We start from the raw sequence: 25,985 nt of genomic DNA, 5'->3' as shown, positions 1-25,985 counted from the left end.
AAAATGAACAAATAAAGCCAGGCATTATGACATAAAATATGAATTCATTGAATATAATTGAATCACCTTGGGCTATTATTATAAATAATAATGACACTTTATGAGTAGAATTATGCCAAATTTGCCTGGGCTGTTTTTTCTAAAATCCTACCCACCGGAACAAATATGGAGATTATTGGTTGATGGACGTTTTTGGTCAAAGGAAAAGGGTTGGCATGGTTATGAATCAAGAGAACGAGGTTCGATTAATGCGGCTTTAGAGAGTTTGTGCTCCATTGCGCTGCAAGTTTATAAACAAGGCGAGGAATTTGAATTAAGTGTCGATTTAATTAAAGAAATACATAAAAAGTGTGGACGAGAAGTAGAGGCGTTAGAGGATAAGAGCCCCGGTGAAATCAGAACAGATGAGTCTGTATCATTTGGCATTCCAGCCTGTCGTGCTTCAATTAAAGGAATAGAGGAATTTCTCCAACTATTTTTTCTTATCGATGGTGGTGCATCATTTGGTCCTGGAAGACAAGGCCCGTTTGGTCCAAGCTTTGAGTTGGATTATCTTCAAGATTTGACTCCCGAAAAAATACCTGAGCTTGCCAAAAAAATATATGAAGATATGAGTGCCTATGGCCACAGTAACACAAACCATTTCTATCGAGCAGTAAGAAAAAATGTCGATGTTTTTCTAGATGCTATTACCCAATCTTATAACAAGGAAATTAAAGCTGCAAAAACACTTGATGAAAAACTGTACGTTATTGCCAAGCATATTCGGCAGTATGAAGTATTGCATCCTTTTAAAGATGCCAATGGAAGAACCTTCGTAAACAATTTATTAAATATTCTTTTAATGCAACAGGGTTTGCCCCCAGCCACTTTTTATGAGCCTAATGTTTTTGATTTATACAGTGCTGATCAGTTAGTAGTCGTTATTAAAGAAGCGATTTTAAATACAGTGGAGATTGTTGAGCAGAATAAAAACGGTATTTCTTTATACGGGTATAGTGAAACTTTGGAAGAAAAGAAAAAGTTTATGGAGATGCTTGATAGTCCTTCTTACCAGAAGATTCGAGATATAGATTTTTCGTTTTTAGATATTAGAAGACTAAAAGACAATGCACGAGAGTGTGTCGATTCAATAAAAACGAAATATCCACTTCATCGAGGGGCAATTTATTTAAGCAATCCAGGTCATATCAAAGAGCTGGTATCCGCTTGTGATCTAGCTCAGATAAATAAACGCATCAAGCAGGGGGCGCCTCCAATTTATGTAGGTAAAGCCCCTATCCATTTAGCGGTGATGATGGGCAACATGGCAATGATCGATGAGTTAATTGCTAATAAAGCCGATTTATCAATCCCAGATTACGATGGCAAAACGGCCCTTCATTATGCTGCGGAATCTGGAAATATGCAGATAATGGGTAAAATATTAAAGGGTATAGTCTCCCAGAATAATGCTCTTGCAATACTGAACGCTAAAGACAATCAGGGAAAAACGGCGTTCCATTATGCTGCTGAGTATGGAAATCCAGAGCTGGTTGTTGCTTTAACATCCACAGATGAGATTGAAATCAATGCACCCGATAACAAAGGTTCTTCACCCATATTTTTAGCCTATAAGAATAATAAACTTGATGTGTTTGAAAAGTTATTAGAGTCTGGTGCAGAGATCAGTAAAGATCTTTTAGATGAAGTATTGGTGCGGGAAGATAGAGGCGCTTTAAAAAAAATTATTAATAAACACAAAGAACTTCTTGCAAGTAAGGACGTGTTCTATATTGCACTCAGCGTAGGAAGTAGAAGTTTAGTCGAACAATTTTTGGATGCAGAGGGTACTGGAATAGGCATCGATACTCCGATAAAGAACGAGAAGTCAACACCGTTAATGTTGGCGGTTCAAAGAGGGGATATAAGGCTGGTTAATTATTTATTAAAAAAAGGTGCTGATACCAGTAAAACCGATGAACGAAGATATACCGCCTTGCATTATGTTTTTCATACTCAAGAAAAAAACAGAGAAGAACTGATCAAAATACTATTGAAGCACGATAGGACATTGATTAATAAACTAAATGAAAACTTATGTCCTCCTCTCCATAATGCTATGGTAGGGAAGGATTTTAAATCGATGCAATTATTATTGAAGATGGGCGCAAAGATTGACTACGTCGATTTAGATGGAAATAATATTTTGCATGTAGCAATCGGTCGATCTCCTTTGCCTATGATACACGAAATTATATCCCGAGATCCCACGTTACTTCATAAAAGAAATCCTGCCGGGAGAAATCCATTGCATCATGCACTTGATGAGATATTTAACTATTGGCAAACTGCTGAAGACAAATTTATAGCTTTAACTAATTATCTTTTAAAGGAAGGAGTCGATTTAAACACAGAAGATGTGAATGGAAAAACTATGTTAGATATTGCTCTATCGAAAAAATTTTATCATTTATGCGTCAAATTGATAAAAGCAGGGGCTCAACCGAATATTACTTCTGCAACCACCTTTCTTCAGGGGGCTGATACAAATTCTATTTTAAATCATCCGAAAACATTTAAGAAAAAATTGGGGAAAACGCTCGATGAAAATCCTTTAATTGCAATGACTCAACTGAATGATTTATACCTACAAGTTAAAAAGAATCTAATCAAGACTCCTATAAATTTTGTTCCACAAAGTGGCTTTGCCTTCTTTAAAGGAAAATCAGAAGATACCCAAGCTCATGATCACGTTTTATCTGTATTAAAGGGTCTCTATGACAGTAAACTTAAAGAACTGCTTGAAAGCAAACAAGGGCAACATGTAAGTTATGAAAAAAAACATCAAGTGCTTGACGAGAATCTGAAGCTTTTAATTAAAAGTCATGAAATTTCAAAGGGAATAGAAAAACCGACTACCCAGCTCATAGAAGGGGAGTATTATCAAATTAAATGGTAGTCCTTTTATTATTTTCGTTTTTCTCATTTCATAAATCATTTTATTCATGGGAATCCGGTTTTTTCCTCAGCATTTTCGTTTCACTTTGCCTGGATTTTTCATCTAAAATTTTTTGTTTCGCTCGTCTTGAACGTCTTTTCTTTTGACGTTTTAATTGTTCCATTTTTTGCTGTTCTTTTGTTTTCTCATCACTCACTATCGAATGCAATTTGTCACAAAGCCTTATTCTGGCAAAATATCGATTATCTTCACGACTCCTTGAATCTTGGCATTTTATTTCCAATCCTGAAGGAGTATGCTTCAAATACACCGTGGAGGCAGTTTTATGGAGTTTCTGTCCCCCTTTACCACTGCCAATAATAAATTTCTCAATCAGCTCGGATTCATTGATATGAAGTTTCGTCATGAACTCAGCTAATTTCTCCCATTTTTCTTTATTAATCATCTTAAGTTCTTCTTAGGAAATACTTTTTAACTCTCAGAGAGAGCATCTGCATATTAAATGACCATATTCTATACTTAATATGATTATTACACAAAGCGAGGTCATGATGTCTTTTGATGGGAAATATTCGCCTGAGATCAATTCAAATGGTATTACTGTGACCATGGCAGTAAAAAAATTAGCTCAAGATCCTAATTATAGAAGCGCTGATTTTTTTGATAAATGTATGGTAAAGCCAGATTTTAAGGTGGAACAGGAGCAAATTACCATTCAAGCTCCGAAAAATCCCCCGCCAAAGGTCAAGGTGGAGGATTTAAACATCCCGGAACCTTTATTAAAAGATATGTCTGCTGAGGAGATAGCAAACATTGCCAACCAGTTAATGGGGTTTGCTTATGATCCCTTGAAAGTGGTAGAGCATCTCAAAGATTTAGATGGTGAACTGGGAACATTAATGCAAGAAAGTCAAGCTTTTCCATCACAAGCAACTTATAGCCCTCCTTACTTGATTGCAGGAAGAGGCAACTTCATTCCAGGTGCTCCAGATGCCTATCAACCGTTAAAAAAGGCAAGGATGTTGGATACGCTCTTACTGAAGCATGAGAATTCCCGTGATGTGAATAAAAATGGTTATGTGGTTAAATTTATTGGTTATGTCAGTAGCATGATAGCAGACCGAGTCATCTCAAGCGGCCAACTTTTTACTGAGAATAAGCAAATTGATCGTGTGCTGTTACATGGTTCTTATTCCCATCGATTATTGCTTGAAGCATTTGCGCACGCCATTGAAAAAGGTGCTATCGATTTAAATCTTAAAACAGGAAAAAAACTAAACTTTGTGCAATTACTCGAAGTGTTGGTTTCAGTAAAAACAAAATATTGTCAAAGTCTTTGGGAAATGACATTGGATTCTGTAGAGGATTCGATGCATGCTGCCAATGATCCGTTAGATTCAAAACAATTTAGTTTTAGTTGTCGTTCTCCTTTTGTTTTAAATTCCTTATTGCTCTGTTTTGGTAAAGACCTCGGATTACCTCATCTCCAAAGCTATTTGTTGGACAGTCATTACAAAGCTGCGTATGAAATGGTTTTACGATCTAAAGAAAAAATAGCCTCAATGAATAAAACGCATTATTCACGGATTGATATTCCTAATGAAATAATCTATGAGCGCTGCATGGAACATTTTTCTACGAAAGCCGAAAGTTATGGCGAAGTGGGTGGTAATAGCCCTTTTACTTTAGATGAATTGGCAATGCTCTCTGATAATAGCTATATGGAATCGATGTGGGGCGCAGGCGTCCGGATAAAAGTAACCTCTCCACAAAAACCAGGATTTTATTCTAATTGGATGGAATTTTTTCAGAGTAAAAGCAAGATGCCGGAGCCGGTATCAAGTCAATCTAAAAAACACGAACGTTCTACATCAGATGAGTCTGAGGCAGATGATGAAAAACACCATGAAAAACACAGTAAAAAACAACAATGAGATACAGAGTGGCATCCTTTAGCAATTGTGTACTACCGATTAAGTCTCACTTCAAGGGATTATTCATCGATGTGTTGCCAAAATTATTGTGTAAAAAATCGACATCCCTATCGATTTTAAAAAACTAAGCTCAAATGAGCCTGAGGAGCATTTTCCTGCTCGCTCAGAGAGTGACTGCAAGCTTAGTTTACTGATCCCTCTTGATTAAGGAACTCGTCATCATCTGATTCATCTGGACCTGCTAAAAACTTATCTTCGTAATCAATTACAAATCCGGCAAAAATACGAACAATGCGATCATCTATTTTTTCAGGATAATGAACTGAAACACTCCAGGTTTTATCGCCAAAATTGCGATTGAGTTCGGCAATAGGATGAGGATTGCTCGTTGATTCTAAAATGACGAATCGGTCAAAGCTGGGATTTGCATAAGCATAACCAATTTCAGTAGCTTTCCCTGACTCATCATAGTCATACAGGGTGAATTTTGCAGATTCAAGCGTTGCTAAATTTCCATCTATAAAACCAATTTGTACACCACGAGTATCATAAATATCAATTTCTTTAGCCCAAGGATATAGAGAACCTAAAGAAATGATTCGCGTAATACCGGTGGCTTGCCATCCATCTTTATTGGATAAATCATAGTTTGTACGGATACGAAATGCGCTCTTTTTTATTGACCCAGGATAGGTTTCTCTTTGGGGCGATTTAATTTGATAAACTTCTGAAAACTTATAAACATCCTTGGTAACGACAAAATCATAGGGATGATCCTCATGAACCCCATAACTGTTAGCAAGAGTTGCATACGACATTGACAATAGAGCAAACAAACAGGATACCAATAATTTACGCATATACGATTTTCCTTTTGGTTAAATAATATTTGAAGATGCCAATTTGGCCACCATGAAGAATAAATAAAAATATAAATAATTCAATATTCTTCACCTACCCTCTGCGAAGGCAAACTCATAGTAAAGCAAATTTATTAAGAATTTATTAAGTAATAAAAAGACATCTAATTTATTCATCAAAATAAAGAACTAGGGGAGAGTGCAGGGTGATAAGTGCCCGAAAAATTGACAAAAAACAGTGGGGAGGCCAATAAACCACTTCACACCTTAGAGAGACGTTTAGCCGTAAGAAAGCGCTCTCAAGCGATGCGCAAGCAACACTTGAGAAGATAAAGGTGAGTCTAATTGGGACCTCCTGATTTATGAGTTTGCTGATCGTCCTCAACCTTTCCTTGTAGTTTAAATGCTTCTATTGATTGAGGAACCGGAAATAATGACGTAGGTATAGTCGTGGTGTGTTGCGACTCAAAAATGCCAAATTGGACTAGACTGGAACTAAGTTCCTGTTTCCCATGCGGATCTTTCTCTGCTTTTTCTCCATTTTCAGAGAGAGACATGAGATCGATTTCTTCTTGTATTTGTTGATAGCCACGATTCAAGGTAGGAATTTTTTGGGCTAATTCAGAAACTTTCAAGTTGAGTTCGGTCTGCTCTTCTTTTAACTGCTCCAGTTCTTTATTTAATGTTTTCTTCACTTTTCTTTTAAGGGAATCATCTTTTAATTGTTTCTCAAGCGAATTGATTTGGTTTTGAAGGCTCGTTGCTTGGGTCACCAAGTTCTTCATAGAAACAAGTACCAATGTTTTAGAGGATTCTCTCATATGCTCCAATTTTTCGCGTATTGCATGGCTTGTATTTGCTAAATGCTCCAGTTTATCAGCATGACGTTCTTTAAAATCTTTATTCCACTGGTCATCGCTGATGTAATTTTCCAATACCGGAGTCAATTGACTTAAAAAACCGCTCAAACCCAAAAGATCTGTTGCTGGAAAGAGATCTAAATCTTGAGTCAATCGGGGAGCCATAATAATAGCGAGATTATGGAACGTCATACGATTAGTCTCTTGGAATGTGCCAGCCTGATGCATTAAATAGCAGTAATGATAAATAATTTCTCCTACACGCTGATGATCGATTCGATTTGAAAGTAACAGGTTACAAATGAACTCATCGAGTAATTGATTGGCTGCTTTTGTAATATCTTTTTTTAGTTGAAAACCCAGTAATAACTTTAAATTTTTAGAGAAATTGATCAGCAGAGTATCTTTTGAATCGAGTAAGGAACGGTTTTTAAGAACAGCGGGAATCATTCCTAAACTATTATGCAGATGCTCACTATTTACTTTATTCTCTTTCATCACATAGTTACTTAGAATAGCCCCATGAAATTGTTCGCTAATCAGTTGCTCAAGTAACTTTTCTGTTTCTTCCTTTGCTCCTGCAACTCGAAAAACTCCAGAAGTTTTTAACAATTCTGGGTGTTGGGATACAAGTTGTGTCAAGGAGCGCAACACATTCAGTATGATTTGGGTATTATAAGGGCCAGGCATTTAAATTCTCCGGATATTGAACGAATATTAATTTATGGCTTTGGTTTTAACTATTTTCAAATAAAAGGCAATTTGAGGTGAGTTTGTTTTGAGCTTATCTGGCATTTCAGCACAAACTCAATGGTGACATGATAAGCAAACGAAGCAAATGTAGTACTAAGCCTATCACTGATAATCCTGTATTACTATATAAAATGCTGTACGGATTTACAACGAAGGACTGTACTGAATAAATCATGGTTTGTATGAATGTCTTTTTTTAGAGACACAATAAGAGATGCACCAGATTGAATTCGTTAACAGGTGGATCAGAGGCTGCACCTGCAGAAGGTTTTTAGCCATAACTGATCCAGAACTATTTATCGATTTAAGAATAAAAGTAACGCTTTCTGAACATGCATTCTGTTTTCACTTTGAGTGAAGATGATTGAAGCGGGGCTGTCAGGCAAGGTTTCGGATACTTCTTTTCCTCGTTCCATGGGCATACAATGCATAAATACGGCTTCTGGTTTTGCATAGGACATTAAGTTTTCATTGACCTGGAATCCCTGAAACGCTTCATGATTTTTCTGCTCTTCAAAACCCATGCTAGTCCATACGTCAGTGTATACCGCATGGGCATTTTTAACCGCATCTTCAGGTTTAGAAAAATGATAAATCTTATCTGGCATAATGTCCTGCGCCTCTTGGACAATTGAAGCATTAGGTTGATGGGATGCAGGGCAACAGTAATGAATTGTTATTCCTAATTGCGGCGCAAGCAGCATCAAGCTATGCAAAATATTATTTCCATCACCAATATATGCAACAGTCAGTCCTTCCAACGAGCCAAATTGCTCCCATAGACTTAATAAATCCGCTAAAATCTGACACGGATGATGTAAGGCGGATAGGCCATTGATTACAGGAACTGTTGCATAAGTGGCCATTTCTTGTAATAGTTCATCTGCATGAGTTCTTACCATAACAAAATTTGCATAACCATTTAGCACTCTAGCCATATCCGCTGGGGTTTCCTGCTTTCTCGTAGTGCTTACACTTTCAATGGCTATGCCACCCATACTTTGAATTGCCATTGCAAAACTTAGGCGGGTTCGAAAAGAAGGTTTTTCAAAAATCATGGCCAGGCTTTGATGAGCCAGAGCCTGACTGTAGAACGAGGGGGTTTGCTTCAGGGCCTTTGCTTTCTCTAAGACATGCTTTAACTCTTCTGTACTTAGTTCGGTTCCGGTAAGAAAGTGCTTGATTTTTGCGGGAGAGGAGGTCTTCTTTACCTCTGATGGTCCTGGGTTAGGTCCTTTCTCTTGATAGGTACCGGCCTCAAGATCAAATATTGCCTGTTGTAAATTGATCACGAAGGTGTTGGTGGTTACTTCACTAATCGGTTGAGAATGAGTTTCTTCAACAAGCGTGTTTTTAACTGGGGTGTAAAGGGACATGTTGAACCTCCTAAATTAAATCAGAACATGGTTTCTGTTCATGTTCATAATGAATCCTTGAACCAGATTTTTTCTAGTTTTTGAATTGCTCCACTGGCTTGCAGTTTTTGCAGGGCTTTATTAATCTTTGACGTCAATGGGGAACCTTTTTTCAGTGCCAATGCGTATCCATAATCTGCTTTAGCAATAAGCGAAGAAGAGAGTTCCGAATGTTTTTTGCTATAGATTTGCCCTTGGGCACCATCCAGTAACACGGCATCAACATGATGTGCAAGTAAAGCTTCAATCGCTTGGTTGTTATTATCAAATGTGGTGAGATCCACCTGAGGGTAATTATCTCGTAGCCATATCTCCATCGTACTACCAAGCTGTACTGCTACTTTTTTTCCTGTAAGTTGACTGGGTGTGGTGATCGGTTGACTGGAATGATATACCGAGGCCATTCCTTCAAAGTAATAGGGGTCAGAGAAATCAAAATTGACTTTTCTCGCATCTGTAATCGTGATTGTAGCTATGGCAACATCATCTTGCCCAGAACTAATTGCAGGAAGAACAGTGCTGAATTGCATGTTGTCAAAAACAGCTTTTTTCCCAAGCTCTTTAGCAATAAGTTTCGCCAAATCAATATCAAATCCCTTTATATTTCCATGGTCGCTATATTCAAAAGGTGGATATTCTGCTGACGTGGCAAAATGCAGGCTATTCTCGCTATCTTTTGTTTTGCAGGAAGATAAAGAAATACATATTGCTAATAAGAATAGGTTTGAAAATCGGCTCATTTGAATTTGAATCCATTTATTATTCATTTAATGAATATACAGATCCTTGGTTTTATTGTCAATGAAAATGAATGTGATTTCAATTTATAGAATATGCGTTCACTCGTTTTTTTCAGGGATAATAAACTCAGCGTTCATTACAGAATCAGGTGATATAGGAACGATATGAAATAACTTCTTGAATATTCGATAGTATTGGATAATATCAGCGGAGCAGGAGTACGACATTCCATTTTTTAATCGTTTTAGTGGAGGAGTTGTGTTTAAAAAAAAAGAAGTACAGAAAATTGCTACAACTACAGGAAACTTTTCTCAGGTTCCTAATGACGTAATGTACCTGATATTTTTTTTTCTTGATGTGAAGTCGCTGAATCATCTCGCTATGACTAATTCAACTTTCAAAAAGCTGGTTTCTAATTATCCAAAGCAAATCTACGTTAAAATATGTGATAAAGAATATAAAGGAACCTACTTGCAAATACATGCCCAATTTATAAGTTATCTACAACATAAAGAAGCTGAAATTGCTCGCCAAAAGCGTCGCGAGGAAGAACACGCAATTGCGGAACTTAAAAACGTTGTTACAGCTCAAAAAAATGACATAAGAAAAACCTGGGATGTTCCACTTAAAAAGTCATGCATCACTAAGGAAGAACGACTGGCCATCGGGTGCGGTTGTACTTTCGGTTTAATTGGTGGGATTCTCGTTTCCTGTTTCACACCGATACCTTGGTACTTCGCTTATTGTTTAGGAATGGGGGCAGGAGGAACAACTCCTTTAGTTGCCTCTCGAACCATCCGCTGTTGTTGTGGTCAATGCGTGGATTGTAAAGAGCAAGAGCTCAATACCAGAGAAGAAAATCTGAAAAAAAACTATCCTTCGTCTCCAAGTATGAATATGTGAAAAAGTTATGGGTGCGGGTAACTGTATTTTAAACAGGTGCTCGCTTTCGAAACGCCTTGAGAAATGCATGGAATGAGCAGAGTATATGATGAATCTTCTGTTATTTGTTAAAATCCAATTGCCTCCAAGCTTCATACAAAATGACCGCAACAGCGTTCGAGAGATTTAAACTTCGATTGTTTTCACGCATAGGGATAGAGAGCGACGTGTATTTCTGTAAAATTTCTTGAGGCAATCCTCTGGACTCTGGACCGAATAAAAAAAGGTCATCTGCGGTATATTGAACCGTTGAGTAACATTGTGTCGCTCGAGCGCTAAGCGTGTAGATAGTTTTTTGATGGTGTTGTTGAATAAAGTTTTCCCAATTCTCATATTGGGAAATTGAGGCCCATTCATGATAATCCAGGCCAGCACGTCGCAGGGCTTTTTCTTGTAGTGAAAATCCAAGAGGATGGATTAAATGCAATTTTGCCCCAGTGTTGGCACATAACCGAATGATGTTTCCTGTATTTGGAGGGATTTCAGGTTGGTAAAGGGCAATATGAAACATAAGGTTACAGAGTTGATAAGTGGTAATCGTTCTTAGTTAAAGGACAGGTTCTTGGATATTCCAGAACATTTTTGAAATTATATCTGATCCTATGTTTTAAACAAATTCTTTTGATTAGCCGTTTATCAATTTTAAAAGGTTCATGATCATCAAGAATTGTGTTTGTAATTGGCAATGCGCAAAAAATGAAACTCCTTCACGTGTGGTTGATTCGCTAAAAACAGCATACTCCATAAGGCTATCGTTGCATTGTTGTCTACTAAAAAACGTCCATCAGCTAATAATAACGGTTTATTATTAACGGTGACGAGATAGTTGTCGGTAAACCAGTTAAAAATAATAAAATCCCTCATTAATGAAGATGAGTTTTTTACATATTCAGGTAAGTATTGATAAGAAAAAGCAGGATAACTTGCCATCAGTTGGCTTCTCGATTCTTTTAAAAGTGGGGTTGAAACATTCATGAGATACAAACGATTTTTATTTAATGCAATTCCTCTCCACTGGGTGGAGCTGAGTAACATGGGAAATACTCGTGCTCTCTCTGAACTTACTCCTAATTGGGCGAGTTCGTCACGAACCGCTGTCATTGCTCGATAATGTTGTCCTATATTGAATAGCATAAATAAACTAATTAGCGCTAAAGCTATAAGGACAGGCTTTCTTTGATCAAAGACCAAAGCCGCGAATACTCCTAAAGCCAGGGGGATGGTTATAAAGGGATCAACAATAGATACGATATCCCAACTTACCCTAGTATCAGAAAATGGCCAAAATAAAACTGTGCCATAAGTAGTACAGGCGTCCAACAGACCATGAGTGGAGTAACCAATCAAAGCGGCCAAAAAAGTAAATTTCCAATGAGTGCGAAAGCGTTTAAAAATTAGCAAAGCTAAGGTAATGATTAAAGCACCTATGGGGATAAAACTTAGGGAATGGGTGAAGTGGCGGTGATATAGGAAAAACAGCATTGGATTGCCTGATTCTCGAATGAATATATCCAAATCAGGGGCCATGGCTGCCAAGCCACCGACAAGCCAGGCATTGTGTTTGTCCTTCCTGTACAAAATTGCTTGGGAACAGGCTGCCCCTAAAACCGCATGCGTCACTGGATCCATATTTTTACCTTTATAAGGAGTTTATGTTCCTTATTTTCTAGCCTCTTTTACAGAGGGGAATAGCTCGAAGAAAGTGCTTTCTGACAATCTTGTCGGATCGAATCGTTCACAAAGCACAAGTAAATGTCAGAAAGCAAATAAAAATCTAATGAGCAATACAAGGTTCTTCTTCAAGATAGCCACTGAGTACAGCGTGTTCACTATTTTTCCAATAAAGTCTTGGTAGACCTGACTTTTCAGTGGGTCTGTATAAATGGCTTATCACATTTTCTAGATAGCTTGGATTGGTAAATAATGCGACGGCTATCTGGTTCTTCAATACTTTTGATTGTCCATTGCTGTATAGCAAATCAATTTCGCCATTTATTGTAACCATAGCCGTGGTGAATAATCCCACACCATACCCATCCTGATGCATAAAAAATAAAGAAAATGGGATTGCATATTGGGTACTCTCTTTAAAATCAATTTTCAATTGTTGAATACCAGAGTTTGTTGGCCATTGAACATGGTGCAATCCCTCTTGTTTTGTTAACGCACCGTTGGCATTAAACCTTAAGGTGCCTTCATCCAGCATGACTTTGCCAACAAAAACTTCGGCCTTCCACATGCCAACCCCAGTTTTTGTTAATTTAACCGTTAATTCATCCGTATTAGATAGAGAATCGAAAAGAATTGAACTCGCTACATAGCTATCACCCTCGATTGCCATCGCTGGAAGATTAGCCCCCATTTTTATTTTGCTAGTCGCTTTAGGCGCTAAATTTTTTGTGGGGATTTTGATTTTATTTAAATGCTTGGGGGCAGATTTTTTTGTTATTCCAAGCAGGTAGTCACCCCAATCTGTGCGAAGGTAATCATCCGCGTCTAAATAGAGTCTGCCAAAACGTGTAAACAGGAGTTCACTGTTTTTCTTGCCACTTGATACAACAAAATAGCCAGGGTTGAGCAAGGCAAGATCGAATGCATTTCCTGTAGCAGTGATCGGGCATTGATTTATCGTCAAAGGTTTTTGAGTCAATTTAAATAAATTATCTGCGTGCGCTTGAGATGAAAGGATAAGAGCAGCTGAGAATAAAATTGATTTAAGAGTCACGTTAATTCCTTTTAAAAATATGAATTGTAGAGAAAACAACAACTCCCTTTTTGTAAAACCAATCTTTTTCGATCGACAAAGCAGGGCGGGATCTAGAATAACTGGATTTGGGTTTTCTGTCATTGAGAAATAGAGCGAAATCAGCTATCTTGTCGGGCAAATTAAAGTGATTATTCATTCTCTTAGCCAGAAAGGATTTTAATTCCCTTGTTACTTTAGGGAGAAAAGGAAGATTATTTTATGTTTAAACGAACAAAAACGGATTGTTTCTCACCATTTGCCTTACGTTCTTTTTTTATAATTTATAGTTCAGTGATTATGACTGCTCATGCAGGCTATGCTGACCAAGCTAAAATAACTCACCCATCGAATCAAAGAAACTTAAATTGGTTTCATCCATTTTTTACGCTTTCGGGCGGTGTAGCGGTTGCCAAGACAGGACATGCACAAACTTTAAATATGGATGGTGATTTCACAACGTATCAATATACGCCCAGACATGACCATTCAAATCGGATGTTATGGGGAGGGTCTATTGGAACTGAAGTTCCAATGAATTTGCTGTGGTCTTTGCAGCTTGGTATAAGTTATTATAGGCCTAATAATTTTTCTAGTAACGGTATTTTAATACAAGGCATAGATGAGCAATCAGCCGATGAGTTTACCTACAATTATAAAATAAAAAGCAGCCAACTTTTTTTTGAAGGCAAGTTATTACACACTGTTAAAACGATTTTTCATCCCTATGTTTCTATAGGTCTTGGAGCTGCGTTCAATCAGGCTTCAAATTATCAAACCAGCGTGCCCCCATTTCTAACTTTTACCCCAGAATTTGAGGATCATAAAACAACGAATTTTGCATATAGTCTTGGTCTTGGCATCGATATGGACCTATGTAAAAACTGGCGCTTAGGGGTTGGCTATCGTTATGTGGGCTTAGGTAAGGCGAATTTGGATGAGGGAATGCTTGACGTAATACCTTTCACAAGTACTTTGACACTACCCCATCTTGATATGCAGGAAGCCATAGTACAAATAAGCTATTTAATTTAGGAAATAGGAAAAATGAAAAAGAATAAAAGGATGTCCTCTTTATTTCTGTTTATTGGTGCCACCTCGTTAAGCACGATGAGCTATGGAGTTGCCTACACTGTTTTACCCAAAGTAGGTACCGTCTTACCTACTCAAGTGGTTATAGGAAATACTGCAACCGCATTGTATACCGTAACGAATGCTACGCGCCGAACGCTACCTGGGGGATTTGTTAAATATTTACCACCTAACGTAAGCCAAGTGCTCAACGATACAACTTATCCTGATTTATGTGGTGCAAATTTTACCTTATTACCTGGTGGGAGCTGCACATTGGAACTTAGAGTTTCAGGTGCTGTTAATCCACATGATCCTAATCCTCATAATCATCTTTTTGTTTGTAGTCCTAATGTTCCAGCATGCGCAGGGACGAATGAACCCTTAAATGTTAGGGCCTTCGAACCGACAATCAAGGGGGTGGTGCAGTCAGGGAATGTCTCTGCAATTCCACTTGCGAATGCAAATGTGACTATTTACAGTGCCAGTTCAACGTCTGCAATACCGATTGCTAATACGACAACCAATGGAACAGGCCAATTTTTTATTTATATTCCTCCTGAACAAATACCCCAAACCTCTTCATTTTATGCAGTTGCACGCCAGGGAAATAACACCAAGCTGGTAACTATAATAGGTAAAAATCTTCTTCCAGCGATTACAATTAACGAATTGACGACGGTAGGCGCGGCTTATTCAATGGCACAATTTTTTAATAATGGCCAAATTAGTGGTAGCTCCTTAGGATTAAAAATTGCCTCAGGTATGAATGATAATTTAGTTTCACCGATTCAAGGCACTCTATCGCAAGTGATTACTGCATCACCTAATGCAGATCAAACGAATACAATGCGTTCCCTCAATAATTTATCTAACTTAATTGCATCGTGTGTTCAAAATTTGCCAGGTGCCTGTACTGTTCTTTTTGGATTAACTACAGTCAATGGTTTTGCCCCTACAAATACCTTGGATGCATTGTTAAATATAGCGCATAATCCCGCGAATAATGTACTAGGCATCTATGTCCAATCGAATCAATTTGCTACTTATCAACCTTCGTTAAAAACCAAACCTGATGCATGGACTCTAGCGGTAAAATTTAATAATTCCGGCAGTTTGTCAGCTCCTTTTGGTGGGCCTGCCAAAACAGTTTTTGATAAAAACGGGTACGCTTGGATAACGAATAATGTGATTCAAGGCACTCCCAACTCATCCAACTGGCTGATTGTTTTAAAGCCAAACGGCCAACCTGCGGACGGAATGAATGATACTCCCACTTCGCCTCTATTTGGTGGTGGTCTTTTGGGGAATGCTTTTGGAATTACCATTGATACGCGGGGCTCGATATGGACAGGCAATTTTGGATGGGGGAGTTGTGATACCTGTTTGCCTCCAGGAGGGGAGGGGAGCGTGTCTCAGTTTTCCTCAACGGGCATTCCAATTTCAGGCCCTCTAGGCTATATATCGGCTTTATATAGAGTTCAAGGTACTGTTTCAGATAAAAATAACAACATTTGGATGGCCAGCTATGGTAATGACCGGATTGTTGTTTATTTAAATGGCGATCCTAATTCTGCCATATATTATCAAGAACCTGCGAACAGTGGACCTTTTGACATAGCTATTGCTCAAGATGGTTCTGCATGGGTGAGTAACAGCAAAACTTCTGCTGGCAACCCAGGTTCGGTAATTAATAAATATGTGATTTCCGGAACCCAACTCATCAAAACTTTAGACGTTCAATTGCCAGCCGGTAGCTCAACAAGGGAGGTTTCTTTAGATTCGCAAGGTAATGCTTGGGTGGCCTCTGTAAATGACTCCACAATCTATAAAATTGCTCCCAATGGAATTTTTGTTGGATATAACGGCCAAGGTGGTGTTTCCGGACCTTGGGGGGTTACTGTGGATGGTGACGATAATATCTGGGTTGCTAATTTTGAGGGCATTGGCTTCCCTCCTCAATTTTCAATTTCCAAACTTTGTGGCATTAACACAGCGAAGTGTCCGACAGGATTAGCCACAGGTGATGCAATCTCCCCCTCAACCGGCTATACCCTACCCAGTGCGGGGAGCCAAGTATTGCTCGCCGATGGTACTCCGCTTAATGGTGCAGGTGGCCCACCCAGTTTTAATCCTTTAATGCGTCTTACTCACGCCATTTCAGATCAAGCTGGAAATGTTTGGGCTGCAAATAATTGGAAACCACTTCCTTTTAGTGATAATTACTTTAATCCAGGAGGGGATGGGATGGTCGTGTTTATAGGAATTGCAGCACCACCGCAAATGAACCAGTGATGACTTTTTTGAAATTATCTTCAAGTCTTTTCATCTGAGCATAGTAATTTTTAAACCAACGTAGAAAATGGCTCTGATCGATGTTGGTTTTTTGTTGCTCGGCAAGGTAAAAGTCCTAACTCCTAAGTTTGCTTAATAGGTAGGATTGGATCTATTATTAGCTTGTATGAATTCCAAATTATCGCTCCATATCAGGACATTAACTCATGCATTTACTTTTTGATTTTGATGGTACGCTAGTGGATAGTTTTGACTGCGTCATTGAAAAAACCAACTTATTGGCGGAACAATTCAACTTCAGAAAGATTAAAGAACATGAAATTGAATCCCTTCGCGATCTTTCATCAAGAGAATTAATCAATTTTTTAGGGATTTCTTTTTATAAATTACCTTCCTTAATACGACAGATTAGGTATCTTTTACACGAACAAATGATCAATTTGAAGCCGATTGCAAATATTCCAACAATCCTTGAGACTTTTTATAACTCGGGATATTCACTGGGCATCTTAACTTCTAATTCAGTTGAAAATGTACTTCTATGGCTAGACATGCATCAAATTCACCACTTTTTTAATTTTATCCATGATGAATCGAATTGTTTTTCTAAACGCCATTTACTGAAAAAAACGCTCAAAAAATACAAAATTGATAAAAGCAAAGTATTTTATATTGGAGATGAAACCCGAGATATTGAGGCAGCAAAGAGAAATAATATTCAATCAATCGCTGTAACCTGGGGTTACAATTCAGAGAAAACATTATTAAAGCACCAACCCACATATCTTGTGAAACACCCTGAAGAGTTGTTAACGATTTGCTCTGCAGTCCCTTTTACAGGGTCTAATGATTATTAGTTCGTCATAGCCAACCAAGTGAAGCAACCCAATACAATTTTATTCTCTGAATTAATAAACTATTTAAGCATATGGTTCATCGAGTTATCAAAATCAAATAAAGACGAAAAATAGTTTGAGTCAAGACTGTTTTTTTACTTTTTATTTGTATAAGATAGCTACGCCTAATTCCTTTTCAAAATGATCCAAGTCTGTGGATATTTATTTCAATCGATAATCAATCAGTAATCAACCGTTCATAAAAGCCCTTACAGAATCTGCTTGACTCTAATTTTAGATCCAAATAATACCCTAAAAGTTATTCACATTTTCTGTGGATAAGTCTGTTTATAGTCTGTCAAACACCGTGTACAATTGAGAGGTAAATTAGATGATTCATCCTTTTCCAAGGTGTTTTGTCAGTAAGAAAACCAAGGCCTTATTGTCTCTGTTCTTTTAACTAATCCAGGGGGCGTCTAGCTTACGCTTGCTGAATCTCTAAATCGATTTACACCCTCCATGGCCTCGTGAGGGAGTGTGCTGTCGATTTTAGAACCAAACTTATCTTTATTTTTGGCGACAAAGAAGGAGGCGTATTAAATCAGGATGGAGTTGTGACCTTAAACCTGAATGGTTAAAGAGAGAGTTACAATCACCTGTTAGGGAAGTGGATTGGTGGTGAGCGGCTCGCTTTGGAGCATATTGTTGCCTACGCCCAGCGGCTTGGCCGCGTGGGCTCGTGTTTTAATGCCGCTCTCCTTGTGCTCCCTGAACGCTGTAGCAGATGAAATTTAGGTTGCTTGAGGTTCGATTCATTTTTTTGGCAGTGCCACAAATAATGTGCCTGAGTGATTGAGCGCATTTGCTTCCACACCGGCTTGATTGCCCTCACCCTTGTACACATCAACATGAGCCCCCACAATGGCGCCGCCTGTGTCTTGGGCTACACACCATGAAGTAGACTTTTTGCAGCTGTAGATAAAACTCATTCCAACAGGAATTACGCGGTGATCTGTTGCGCATGAAGCATGGGGTGTGAGCGAAATATTTTCAGAACCATATGGGCCTCCAGCTTCTTTAGTAAAAAATACAAAGCTTTGATCGCGATTTCGCAAGTCAGCAGCTTTATCGCGGTTTAGAGGGTTATCGAGATATTGGCGTATTCGCTTTTCTGATGCGCCGCTGAGTTTAATCTCTTTAGATAGGTTACAGCGTAACTTTGCTTCATCATGACATTTAGGATCTTTAGCGCAACGTTCCATTGCATCCAGGTTACCACCACAGGTTGGGTCTTGTGCACATTGGACTATGCGTCCCAGCATGGTACGCGGCCTGCCATTGGCGCCATCGTAATTAATACGAAATACTTTGCCATCGAGAATTAATGAACCAGAGCCTTGAAGCATTAAAAAAGAAGGGTCATTTGGGTCTTTGACATAACCAATTATATATTTCGGATTTAAAGCCCCATGATCAATTTCTTCGCGGTCTGGTGCTATAGAGTAGGTGCCATCAGCATTTTTCAAACAAAATCCACGCGGTATTTTAGTAAGCGGGTCAACTCCGCAAAGAGGACCTTTCAAATTAAATTTCTTGCATTCTGAAGCTGCATTGACAACACCCGGGTTACTGTAGATAGGATATAAAAATCCTCCACCCCGTTTGGTGCGAGCCTCAACAGCGGCTGGCGCATAATAGGCTGTGAATTGAAATTCACCTTTTTTAAATCCCGCATGATTTTCAGGCCAACCATCGCTTTTATACCAATCAAATTCATTTTTGATGCTCGCTAAATATTTTTGAAAATTGCCTTGGGCAGCTTTTGCAATACTGAGCATTTTTTTGTTGGCTTCGAGGCACCATTCTTGTCTGTTAAACTGATGGCCAGCAATAGTCACTGTTTTAAATTCACCATGGTATTTAGTGCAGTTTTCAATCTGATTATTTAACGCTTGAATCACTTCATCCATATTGCCCGCAGAGTTCTCTAACGGCAGTTCTGAAGCTGAAATTTTATGAAATTTAAACCGCAACACACCGGGCTCTTTGGCAGCCATTTTCTGTCTTGAGGTAAAATCCACAAGTCTTCTCACATCTAAACAATGTTGAATTGGATCTGCAGGGAGGGTTGCATGCGTGATGATGCTAAAAGTCATTAGTGCAATTATTAAAGAGGATCGAAACATGGGTATCCTTAGCCATAGCAATGGTCAGTCTCGTTTAGCCATTGATTTTGAGTTGTGTAACAAAGATTATATAGGCTATTTGACCAGTCATCAAAGGGATGTATTGATGTAAAGCGTGAGGTGTGAATCCTTCACGCGAGTATGCGTTCGTCTAATGAGGGCTATACTTGTTTTATGAAAAACAGAATTAAAACAATGATTATGAAAGTTTATGAGAAAATTTCATTTAGTAGAAGATAAAACACCGACACATGCTAATTTAGCTCGCTTCTTGAAGGCCGAAGGATGGAGGCCAAGTAAGTTTTCTGCGCTGGCGTCAGTGAATGAGAAGTGGCTCCATTTTTCACCACTGATTAGTCAAACCTTAGAGTATAAGCATCTGCTTGCGGCATTTCTCCAAACAAATCATCTCGAATATTTGATGCCAGAGACCTTTTTCATCGATGATGAGATTTGGCCTTCTGTTTTGGATAATATCAGTAACTCACAGCCTGCCAACACACCTTGGATATTAAAACCGTCCATGCTAAATAACGGACAACATATTCATATCTTTCATGATCTTAATGCCATTGAAGCTCATTTTCTTTCCCATAAGCGAATGGGAGGGGCCCAAGTTTTGCAACGTTATATTGTTAAGCCGCAACTGATTCAAGGACCCACTTTGGGGCATAAATTTTCTATTCGCGTATTGTTGGTCTTATCGACACATGCAGGCTCAGCACTTTTTCCGAGTGGCTATGTGAATATTGCCTTAAAACCGTATCAAGAAGATAACTTCAATCAACTGGAGGCTCATCTTACCAACGAGCATCTTAGTGAGGAACGACTTAATGTGGTGCAACGCCTAAGCGATGAAATTGCCATTTTTCAACCTTATAAGATGACTATTGTTTCTATTTGCCAACTATTGATAAAGGCATTGAAAAATCAATTTACTCCGATTTGGCAAGATAGCCAACCGCGAATTGCCTGCTTCGGCTTTGATTTCATGGCTGAAGCAGAGGGCAATAAACTTTGGTTATTGGAAGCAAATCATGGACCTTGTTTTCCTGTGGATGATTCACACCCTTTATTTGATATTTTATATCGACCTTTTTGGCAACAATTAATCAAACGCTTTATTGAGAATGAACCATCTGATTTTATTGGATTGGATTAGGGTAATCATTTGCTCGTTTCATAATGGAAAAGATCATGAAGCAGCGCATTGAAGATTTTATAAGCGGTTATTACTCACACATAATCCTACTATGGGTGAATAATGATTAACGTTGAATCTCTCGACACCAAACTCATTTAACTATTTTACTGTCACTATAGATGGAACCTACTCAACGATTGCCCAGGATCCAAAGAATCCTCTTCGCTTGCGACCACTTTATTCAAGTTATCACTAATGATCGAATATAATTGACTATTAGAAGTTGTTCCCCACGAATTATATTCATTTGCAATTTGTTGCTGAGCCTCTCTTAATGCATTCAATTTTTCTAACGTACTTAAACTATCATTTTGTAATTGACTGATTAATTGGATAGCCATTCCCACTTTTTTATTTGGGTGTGATCTAAACATTGAATAATCACAACCGGACACTCTCATTCTCACAAGGTAATCTTTTAAATGAGTCACTACTTTTTGGGGATCAAGGCGTTGAGCGAACTCTTCTAACATTTTGAGTTCGAATTTGAGTTGTGTTAATGAGGCAAACTCTTCTTTAGTACAATTTAATTTCTCTGGATTGAATTGGGCAAAAATAATTTGGCGTAGTTTGTCAGATTGGAACAAATCAGCAATTTCTTGCAGTTCCGAAATTGTAGAGACAAAACAATCAAAAGGAATTTTTGATAAAAGGCGTTCGTGTGTGTTTCTGGGCATCAAAGCCAAGCATTGTTCCAATAGATTTTTTGAGATAATCAGCGAGAAAAACTTCTCGAGTACTTTTAATTTAGAGTTGTCTCCCGTTTTTTGTAATAGAGAAATTAGTGCATCGCCATCTTTAATTTCATCCTTAAACTGCAAAAAAAATTGTTCTAATAGAGCAGATTGAATTGCATCATGATTGCTCCAGGCAACATACAGTGTAGTCCATTCTTTAAAAGAGGTAATATGACTGTTTATTTCATCAGCCATCATACGATGAAGTGCTGCTGTGTCATAGCTTAGTAAAAATTGATGGAATGAAGTGTAATTATCGGGATTTAACCACTGATATAAATTAGGCCTAATAAACGCTAGAACTTTTTTTTGTTGTTTGCTGCACCAAAGTGCTTGAAGAATCTGGCATGTATTATCATAGCTGTTGAGCAGTACCGGATATTTCTCTTCTAGGAATGCAAACACTTCATCAAGTAACTCTGGGCTTGCTTTTTTATGTAATTGCAAAAAGTCCTGACAAGAGGTAATTGAAGGTGCCAGCTGTGCTGCATATTTTTTTCTCAAACTACTTTTTGCAGGCTCTACAAGTTTGCCGATTAATTTTTGAAATTTCTCCTTAGTATTATATTCTTGGATAAGTGCTTTAAATTGCGCATCAACAATCAATTGTTGCTGTTCTTTTGAGAACAGGTGGATGAACTCATGGACTTTCTCGACCGATTTGAGCTCAGCAAAACGAGGCTGAACATCATCTGCCACTTCCTTAAAAAGTGTAGGATGATCGGTCAAATAGATGAAATCCTGAAAACTTTGAATCAACGGTTCTATAAAAGTGGCTGCTGCTTCTGTAGCATCATATTCTGAATCTATATCATGGTATTCTAAACTTTTTCCAATTAACTGAATCAATTGCTCAAGCAATCCCTCATCCTCACCATCCAACATTTGGGGACGATGTGTTAAGGCTTCTAATACCTCATCCAACAATGAAGTTAGGGATGGTAAGTCTTCTTTCGCTTGAGTTGCTTGAGCATCTATGGGAACTTTATAGAGATCTGGATATTGATTCAGGAATTCAAAGAGGCAATTAGAGATTTGATGCGCGCAAGGAAAAATGTCTTCTTGTTGTTGTCGGATAAACTCTTCCTCGGTGAGTAGGCAATCTTTATGGCGAACAAATAAAGCCAATAAATAACTCTCAAGGGTCAGTTCGACACGGCCATAACTTTTCAGCCTGAGTTGTCTAATTGGCGTTTTGTGATCTAAATCTGTATTTTCGGGTAAACTGAGATCTCGGGAGAGCATGCGCCAAAGTTCATAAAAAGTTTTAATTGCTCCGGCGACAACCTCATTATCCGCCCATTCCTCCCTTCCTGAATCCGCAACGGAGGCTTTTCTAAGCTCCAAAGCTAATTCATGTAGGGCAAAACCGATAGAATTATTATCATATTTTTGACGGTGTTGTTTCTTTAATACTTGAATAAATGTTTCACTGGCCTTGCCAGCAACCTGTTCTAGATTGAGCATATCTCTACCGCCCAATTGATAGACCACTTGGTTTGCTGATGGTTGGAAATCAGCAATCACGAGATTGCTATCCACTTTTGCAGTTTGGAAGAATTCTGCTATAGGTATCAGTTTGGTATGGGCTTGATTGGTAATATAATTTTCAAGTTCAAAATGTCCCTCTTGTTCTGTTTCAAGTTTGAGATCAGCGCTTTCTCGATTCAAACCAACAACACCAGGCATTAAAATCTGACATATTGCTGCTTTAGGACCCGCAATGGCTTCTGCTATTTTAAGACAGAACTGGTTCGCAGGTAAGAAAGGGTGGCGGGTATAGGCTAGATTCGATTTTTTCAGCAATCCCCAACGTGTTTTAAGATAGTTCCTGATGATTATGGCGTCTTTATCAAGAGCAGAATTATCATCCCGCCCCTTGATTAATTGTGTAAAAAAGGAAAAGGTATAAGCAGATTCCTGCTGCATAATCCGCAGTGTTTTCGCATCCAGGTTAGGAGAAAAAATTGCTTTTTGATTTTGATAGACACTGAGCAGTTCTTTTAACTGTTTTACGGTAAGCATCGAGTCGGGTACCAAAAAATATGTTGGGCCAACTATAAATTAATCTGCTTCTTTTATTCAATAAAAAAAGTTTATTACGAGGGTATAGGGATAAATTGTTCCCTCAGTACTCTTCTATTTATATTTTAAGATGCGCTCTAGGTTTACTTCCGCCGTCACTCTGAATGATCTTTGCATCCAAAATAGATGATGAGAACGATACGTTACACAAATTAATCTCGGCTTAGATAATTAAAACCTTAGTCCCTGGATTGGCTTTTACCCAATTAGCCACATACTCGATATGGGTATTTTTGCCAACAGCAATGCATCCACGCGTTGAGTAGGGTAAGTTGTTTAACCAACTAAACCATCCAGAAGACTGGGTGGGCCCATGGATTCCTACATCTCTGCCTGTATATCCTGCAGCTGATTGCTTTGCAGTGGGATAGAGAATTGGAATAAAGACTTTAAATTGATTGGATTTTCTTGGATGAGCTAACCCATATAAACCAATGGGGGTTTTATTATCACCCGCTTTCTTTTTACCGACGCCTTTATATCCGAGAGCGACTTTAAAGCTCTTAATTACAGAGCCGTGTTTACAGATAGCTAAAGTTCGCGTTTTGGTATGTACATTGATTCCGTTTGATAAAGGACAATTCGATGAACCAGCGAATAAAGCGACAGGAAAAAAAATAGTGATCATTAAAACAATTGCTTTTATTTTCATACAATCAGACGAATATTGGTTAAATTGGGCAATTATTATCCCACAATATTGCTTTTATTCCTAGGGTTGTCAGGTTAAATCTTATTGGATCTGATACTTTTGATTTTCAAGCCAGGCATTTTCATTTAAAGTATGGCTCCAAAATAGTCGGGATGCCTGATGATTTCTCATTCGGTCTCGATATTTTTTTAAAGAGGGTGCTTTAGTTTTGTGATAAGCCTCATAACCCCTCATCACGCACTTATGGAGAAGAAATATTTTGGTCAATGACTCTTTTTATCTAAGATTCTGTAGATTTTCAATTCCATTTCTGTTGATCCTGATATGTAGCGGCAACATTACCAATAGTTTTTTTTTAAAAGTTGGATTCCATGAAAATGACACCAGAACCAATCTTATAAATATGATGAATGGAGATGCTCATAAACCTTTTGTTTATCGCTCACTTTTACCGAGAGGAATAAAATGGTTTATTGAGCAATTGAGTTTGGATAATCAAAAAAAGTTATTTCAATTAATTAATAGAAAAGATTCAGTTCGATCGCATTACTTTTCAAAACTGTCTATCGGCTCTTGGACCCCAGTGATTGCGATAACATACAATCTCATGTATTTGACTATTGTTTTAGCGACCATAGGAATTCTTTTGATTGTTTATCTCTTAGGACGCATGCATCATTTGAGTTTTGGGGAAGCTTTGGTTTTTATGATTAGCTTCAGCCTATTATATCCTTTGACCTTTCAAACTTATGGTTATTATTATGATTTTATAGAATTGCTCGGTATATTGTGTGCCTGTTATTTCGTACTGAAGCAACAGAGAATTATGTATACGATCTGTATTGCGGTTTTTTCCTTTAATAAAGAAACATTTTTTTTGGTACCACTAGCCCTTTTTTTTCTTCATCCAGAACAGGTTACTTTAAAAACACGGTTGATCGATTTGGCATTGCAGTTGCTTATTTGTTTTGCCAGTCGTTTTTATATCATGAGTGGTTATGAGGCTAATCTTGGAAATTTCGTTGAATATCACTTTCGTGAAAATATTGCGTTCTGGACGAAACCAACCAGTTTCTTCAAGTTTTATAATGTAATCGCTGAGGGTGTTCGTACTCCAAGTCTGCAAAATCCATTGATTGCAGTACCTTTATTTATTTTTTTTAAACACGTCTGGAATGAGTCGCCACAAAGATATCGTAATTACTTCTGGGCTGCTTTTTTACCTCTAATCCCATTATTTATCTGTTTTGGTTTTAAAGATGAGTTCAGGTCGTTTGCATTAGCTTTTCCAGCAATTACCTTGATTACGCTACATGGAGCCACTAAATTTAATGAAGTATTTTCTGGATTAAGCAAAACTGTACCTGTGCTTAATGAACGTAATTTGCTTTAATCATTAGGCCATCAAGCCAGAAGAGTTTAAGCGTTTAGGGTGCTTTGGAAAAGAAGTTGATTTCTTTTCGCTGCTCCTGATCCGATTGATCCTTTTTCCCAAGAAATGGAGCTACCTTAAGCTTCAAAGACTCATGTTCAAGGCGCAATTTTGAGTGTTCATCAATGGGGATGGGGGTGAAGAAGCGTTCTGTATTCATTTCAAAATGAAGGGTAAGCTGGTCACAGTTTTGTTTTAGGTTCAATACCGATTTTTGATAATCGGATAATTTTAAGAGAATTTCGCTTTTACCGATCATTATTATCCCTTACTGTGCTTTACAATTTCATTTGAGCAT

The 25,985-nt window shown here is 38.0% G+C and carries 20 protein-coding genes; 8 read left to right on the top strand and 12 right to left on the bottom strand.

Annotated elements, in window-relative coordinates; translation table 11 throughout:
• The first annotated feature begins 100 nt into the window (after positions 1-100).
• Positions 101-2,941: a Dot/Icm T4SS effector AnkN/AnkX/LegA8 gene (gene ankX, locus OQJ13_RS03640; protein ID WP_265709246.1), complete on the top strand. Its 2,841-nt coding sequence runs from the start codon at positions 101-103 to the stop codon at positions 2,939-2,941.
• Positions 2,942-2,981: 40 nt separating this feature from the next.
• Here the strand turns inward: ankX and OQJ13_RS03635 are convergent, their stop codons facing one another.
• Positions 2,982-3,386 (bottom strand): peptide chain release factor family protein, encoded by a 405-nt coding sequence (locus OQJ13_RS03635; protein ID WP_265709244.1) that lies wholly within the window; start codon positions 3,384-3,386, stop codon positions 2,982-2,984.
• Positions 3,387-3,489: 103 nt separating this feature from the next.
• On the opposite strand from OQJ13_RS03635, the gene OQJ13_RS03630 reads away from it, so the two are divergent.
• On the top strand, positions 3,490-4,875 hold the full coding sequence (locus OQJ13_RS03630; RefSeq protein WP_265709243.1) for a hypothetical protein: 1,386 nt from the start codon (positions 3,490-3,492) through the stop codon (positions 4,873-4,875).
• Positions 4,876-5,057: 182 nt separating this feature from the next.
• Here OQJ13_RS03630 and OQJ13_RS03625 read toward each other — a convergent pair whose 3' ends face one another.
• From OQJ13_RS03625 to OQJ13_RS03610, 4 genes are all read right to left on the bottom strand, one after another.
• Positions 5,058-5,735 carry a hypothetical protein gene (locus OQJ13_RS03625; protein ID WP_265709241.1) on the bottom strand — a complete coding sequence of 226 codons (678 nt, stop codon included), beginning with the start codon at positions 5,733-5,735 and terminating at the stop codon, positions 5,058-5,060.
• Positions 5,736-6,076: 341 nt separating this feature from the next.
• A complete protein-coding gene (locus tag OQJ13_RS03620) occupies positions 6,077-7,285 on the bottom strand; it encodes a RhoGAP domain-containing protein (protein WP_265709240.1) in 1,209 nt (402 codons plus the stop codon).
• A gap of 359 nt (positions 7,286-7,644) precedes the next feature.
• Positions 7,645-8,724 carry an ornithine carbamoyltransferase gene (gene argF / locus OQJ13_RS03615; RefSeq protein ID WP_265709239.1) on the bottom strand — a complete coding sequence of 360 codons (1,080 nt, stop codon included), beginning with the start codon at positions 8,722-8,724 and terminating at the stop codon, positions 7,645-7,647.
• A gap of 44 nt (positions 8,725-8,768) precedes the next feature.
• Entirely contained in the window at positions 8,769-9,503 is a 735-nt protein-coding gene (locus OQJ13_RS03610; RefSeq protein WP_265709238.1) for a substrate-binding periplasmic protein, read from the bottom strand.
• Positions 9,504-9,762: 259 nt separating this feature from the next.
• Here OQJ13_RS03610 and OQJ13_RS03605 point away from each other — a divergent pair, with 259 nt between their 5' ends.
• Entirely contained in the window at positions 9,763-10,407 is a 645-nt protein-coding gene (locus tag OQJ13_RS03605) for an F-box protein (protein ID WP_265709236.1), read from the top strand.
• A gap of 100 nt (positions 10,408-10,507) precedes the next feature.
• On the opposite strand, the gene trmL is transcribed toward OQJ13_RS03605, so the two are convergent.
• The 3 genes from trmL to OQJ13_RS03590 form a co-directional block, all read right to left on the bottom strand.
• Positions 10,508-10,957 (bottom strand): tRNA (uridine(34)/cytosine(34)/5-carboxymethylaminomethyluridine(34)-2'-O)-methyltransferase TrmL, encoded by a 450-nt coding sequence (gene trmL, locus OQJ13_RS03600; protein ID WP_265709234.1) that lies wholly within the window; start codon positions 10,955-10,957, stop codon positions 10,508-10,510.
• A 149-nt stretch (positions 10,958-11,106) separates the two neighbouring features.
• Positions 11,107-12,075, bottom strand: a complete 969-nt coding sequence (locus OQJ13_RS03595) for a metal-dependent hydrolase (RefSeq protein ID WP_265709232.1) — start codon at positions 12,073-12,075, stop codon at positions 11,107-11,109.
• Between the two features lie 145 nt (positions 12,076-12,220).
• The gene (locus OQJ13_RS03590; protein ID WP_265709231.1) at positions 12,221-13,171 is read right to left on the bottom strand and encodes a flagellar hook-basal body complex protein; all 951 of its coding nucleotides are present in this window, start codon (positions 13,169-13,171) and stop codon (positions 12,221-12,223) included.
• A gap of 240 nt (positions 13,172-13,411) precedes the next feature.
• On the opposite strand from OQJ13_RS03590, the gene OQJ13_RS03585 reads away from it, so the two are divergent.
• The 3 genes from OQJ13_RS03585 to OQJ13_RS03575 all read left to right on the top strand — a co-directional run bounded on the left by OQJ13_RS03585 (position 13,412) and on the right by OQJ13_RS03575 (position 17,412).
• A complete protein-coding gene (locus OQJ13_RS03585; protein ID WP_265709230.1) occupies positions 13,412-14,224 on the top strand; it encodes an outer membrane protein in 813 nt (270 codons plus the stop codon).
• Between the two features lie 12 nt (positions 14,225-14,236).
• Positions 14,237-16,555, top strand: a complete 2,319-nt coding sequence (locus OQJ13_RS03580; protein WP_265709228.1) for a hypothetical protein — start codon at positions 14,237-14,239, stop codon at positions 16,553-16,555.
• A gap of 206 nt (positions 16,556-16,761) precedes the next feature.
• A complete protein-coding gene (locus tag OQJ13_RS03575) occupies positions 16,762-17,412 on the top strand; it encodes an HAD-IA family hydrolase (RefSeq protein ID WP_265709227.1) in 651 nt (216 codons plus the stop codon).
• A gap of 791 nt (positions 17,413-18,203) precedes the next feature.
• Here the strand turns inward: OQJ13_RS03575 and OQJ13_RS03570 are convergent.
• Positions 18,204-19,577: an MltA domain-containing protein gene (locus tag OQJ13_RS03570; RefSeq protein WP_265709226.1), complete on the bottom strand. Its 1,374-nt coding sequence runs from the start codon at positions 19,575-19,577 to the stop codon at positions 18,204-18,206.
• A 211-nt stretch (positions 19,578-19,788) separates the two neighbouring features.
• Here OQJ13_RS03570 and OQJ13_RS03565 point away from each other — a divergent pair, with 211 nt between their 5' ends.
• A complete protein-coding gene (locus OQJ13_RS03565; protein WP_265709225.1) occupies positions 19,789-20,739 on the top strand; it encodes a tubulin-tyrosine ligase in 951 nt (316 codons plus the stop codon).
• Positions 20,740-20,894: 155 nt separating this feature from the next.
• On the opposite strand, the gene OQJ13_RS03560 is transcribed toward OQJ13_RS03565, so the two are convergent.
• Both OQJ13_RS03560 and OQJ13_RS03555 read right to left on the bottom strand, forming a co-directional pair.
• Positions 20,895-23,543 (bottom strand): hypothetical protein, encoded by a 2,649-nt coding sequence (locus OQJ13_RS03560; RefSeq protein ID WP_265709224.1) that lies wholly within the window; start codon positions 23,541-23,543, stop codon positions 20,895-20,897.
• A 223-nt stretch (positions 23,544-23,766) separates the two neighbouring features.
• Positions 23,767-24,255, bottom strand: a complete 489-nt coding sequence (locus OQJ13_RS03555) for a L,D-transpeptidase family protein (protein ID WP_265709223.1) — start codon at positions 24,253-24,255, stop codon at positions 23,767-23,769.
• 403 nt (positions 24,256-24,658) lie between these two features.
• Here OQJ13_RS03555 and OQJ13_RS03550 point away from each other — a divergent pair, with 403 nt between their 5' ends.
• Positions 24,659-25,648, top strand: a complete 990-nt coding sequence (locus OQJ13_RS03550; protein WP_265709221.1) for a hypothetical protein — start codon at positions 24,659-24,661, stop codon at positions 25,646-25,648.
• 34 nt (positions 25,649-25,682) lie between these two features.
• Here the strand turns inward: OQJ13_RS03550 and OQJ13_RS03545 are convergent, their stop codons facing one another.
• Positions 25,683-25,946 (bottom strand): hypothetical protein, encoded by a 264-nt coding sequence (locus tag OQJ13_RS03545; protein ID WP_265709219.1) that lies wholly within the window; start codon positions 25,944-25,946, stop codon positions 25,683-25,685.
• Positions 25,947-25,985: the final 39 nt, after the last annotated feature.

This window comes from Legionella sp. PATHC035, assembly GCF_026191115.1.
Lineage (GTDB): Bacteria > Pseudomonadota > Gammaproteobacteria > Legionellales > Legionellaceae > Legionella.
Note: the sequence above shows the minus strand (reverse complement) of the source record. Positions and strands in the feature narration are given on the sequence as shown.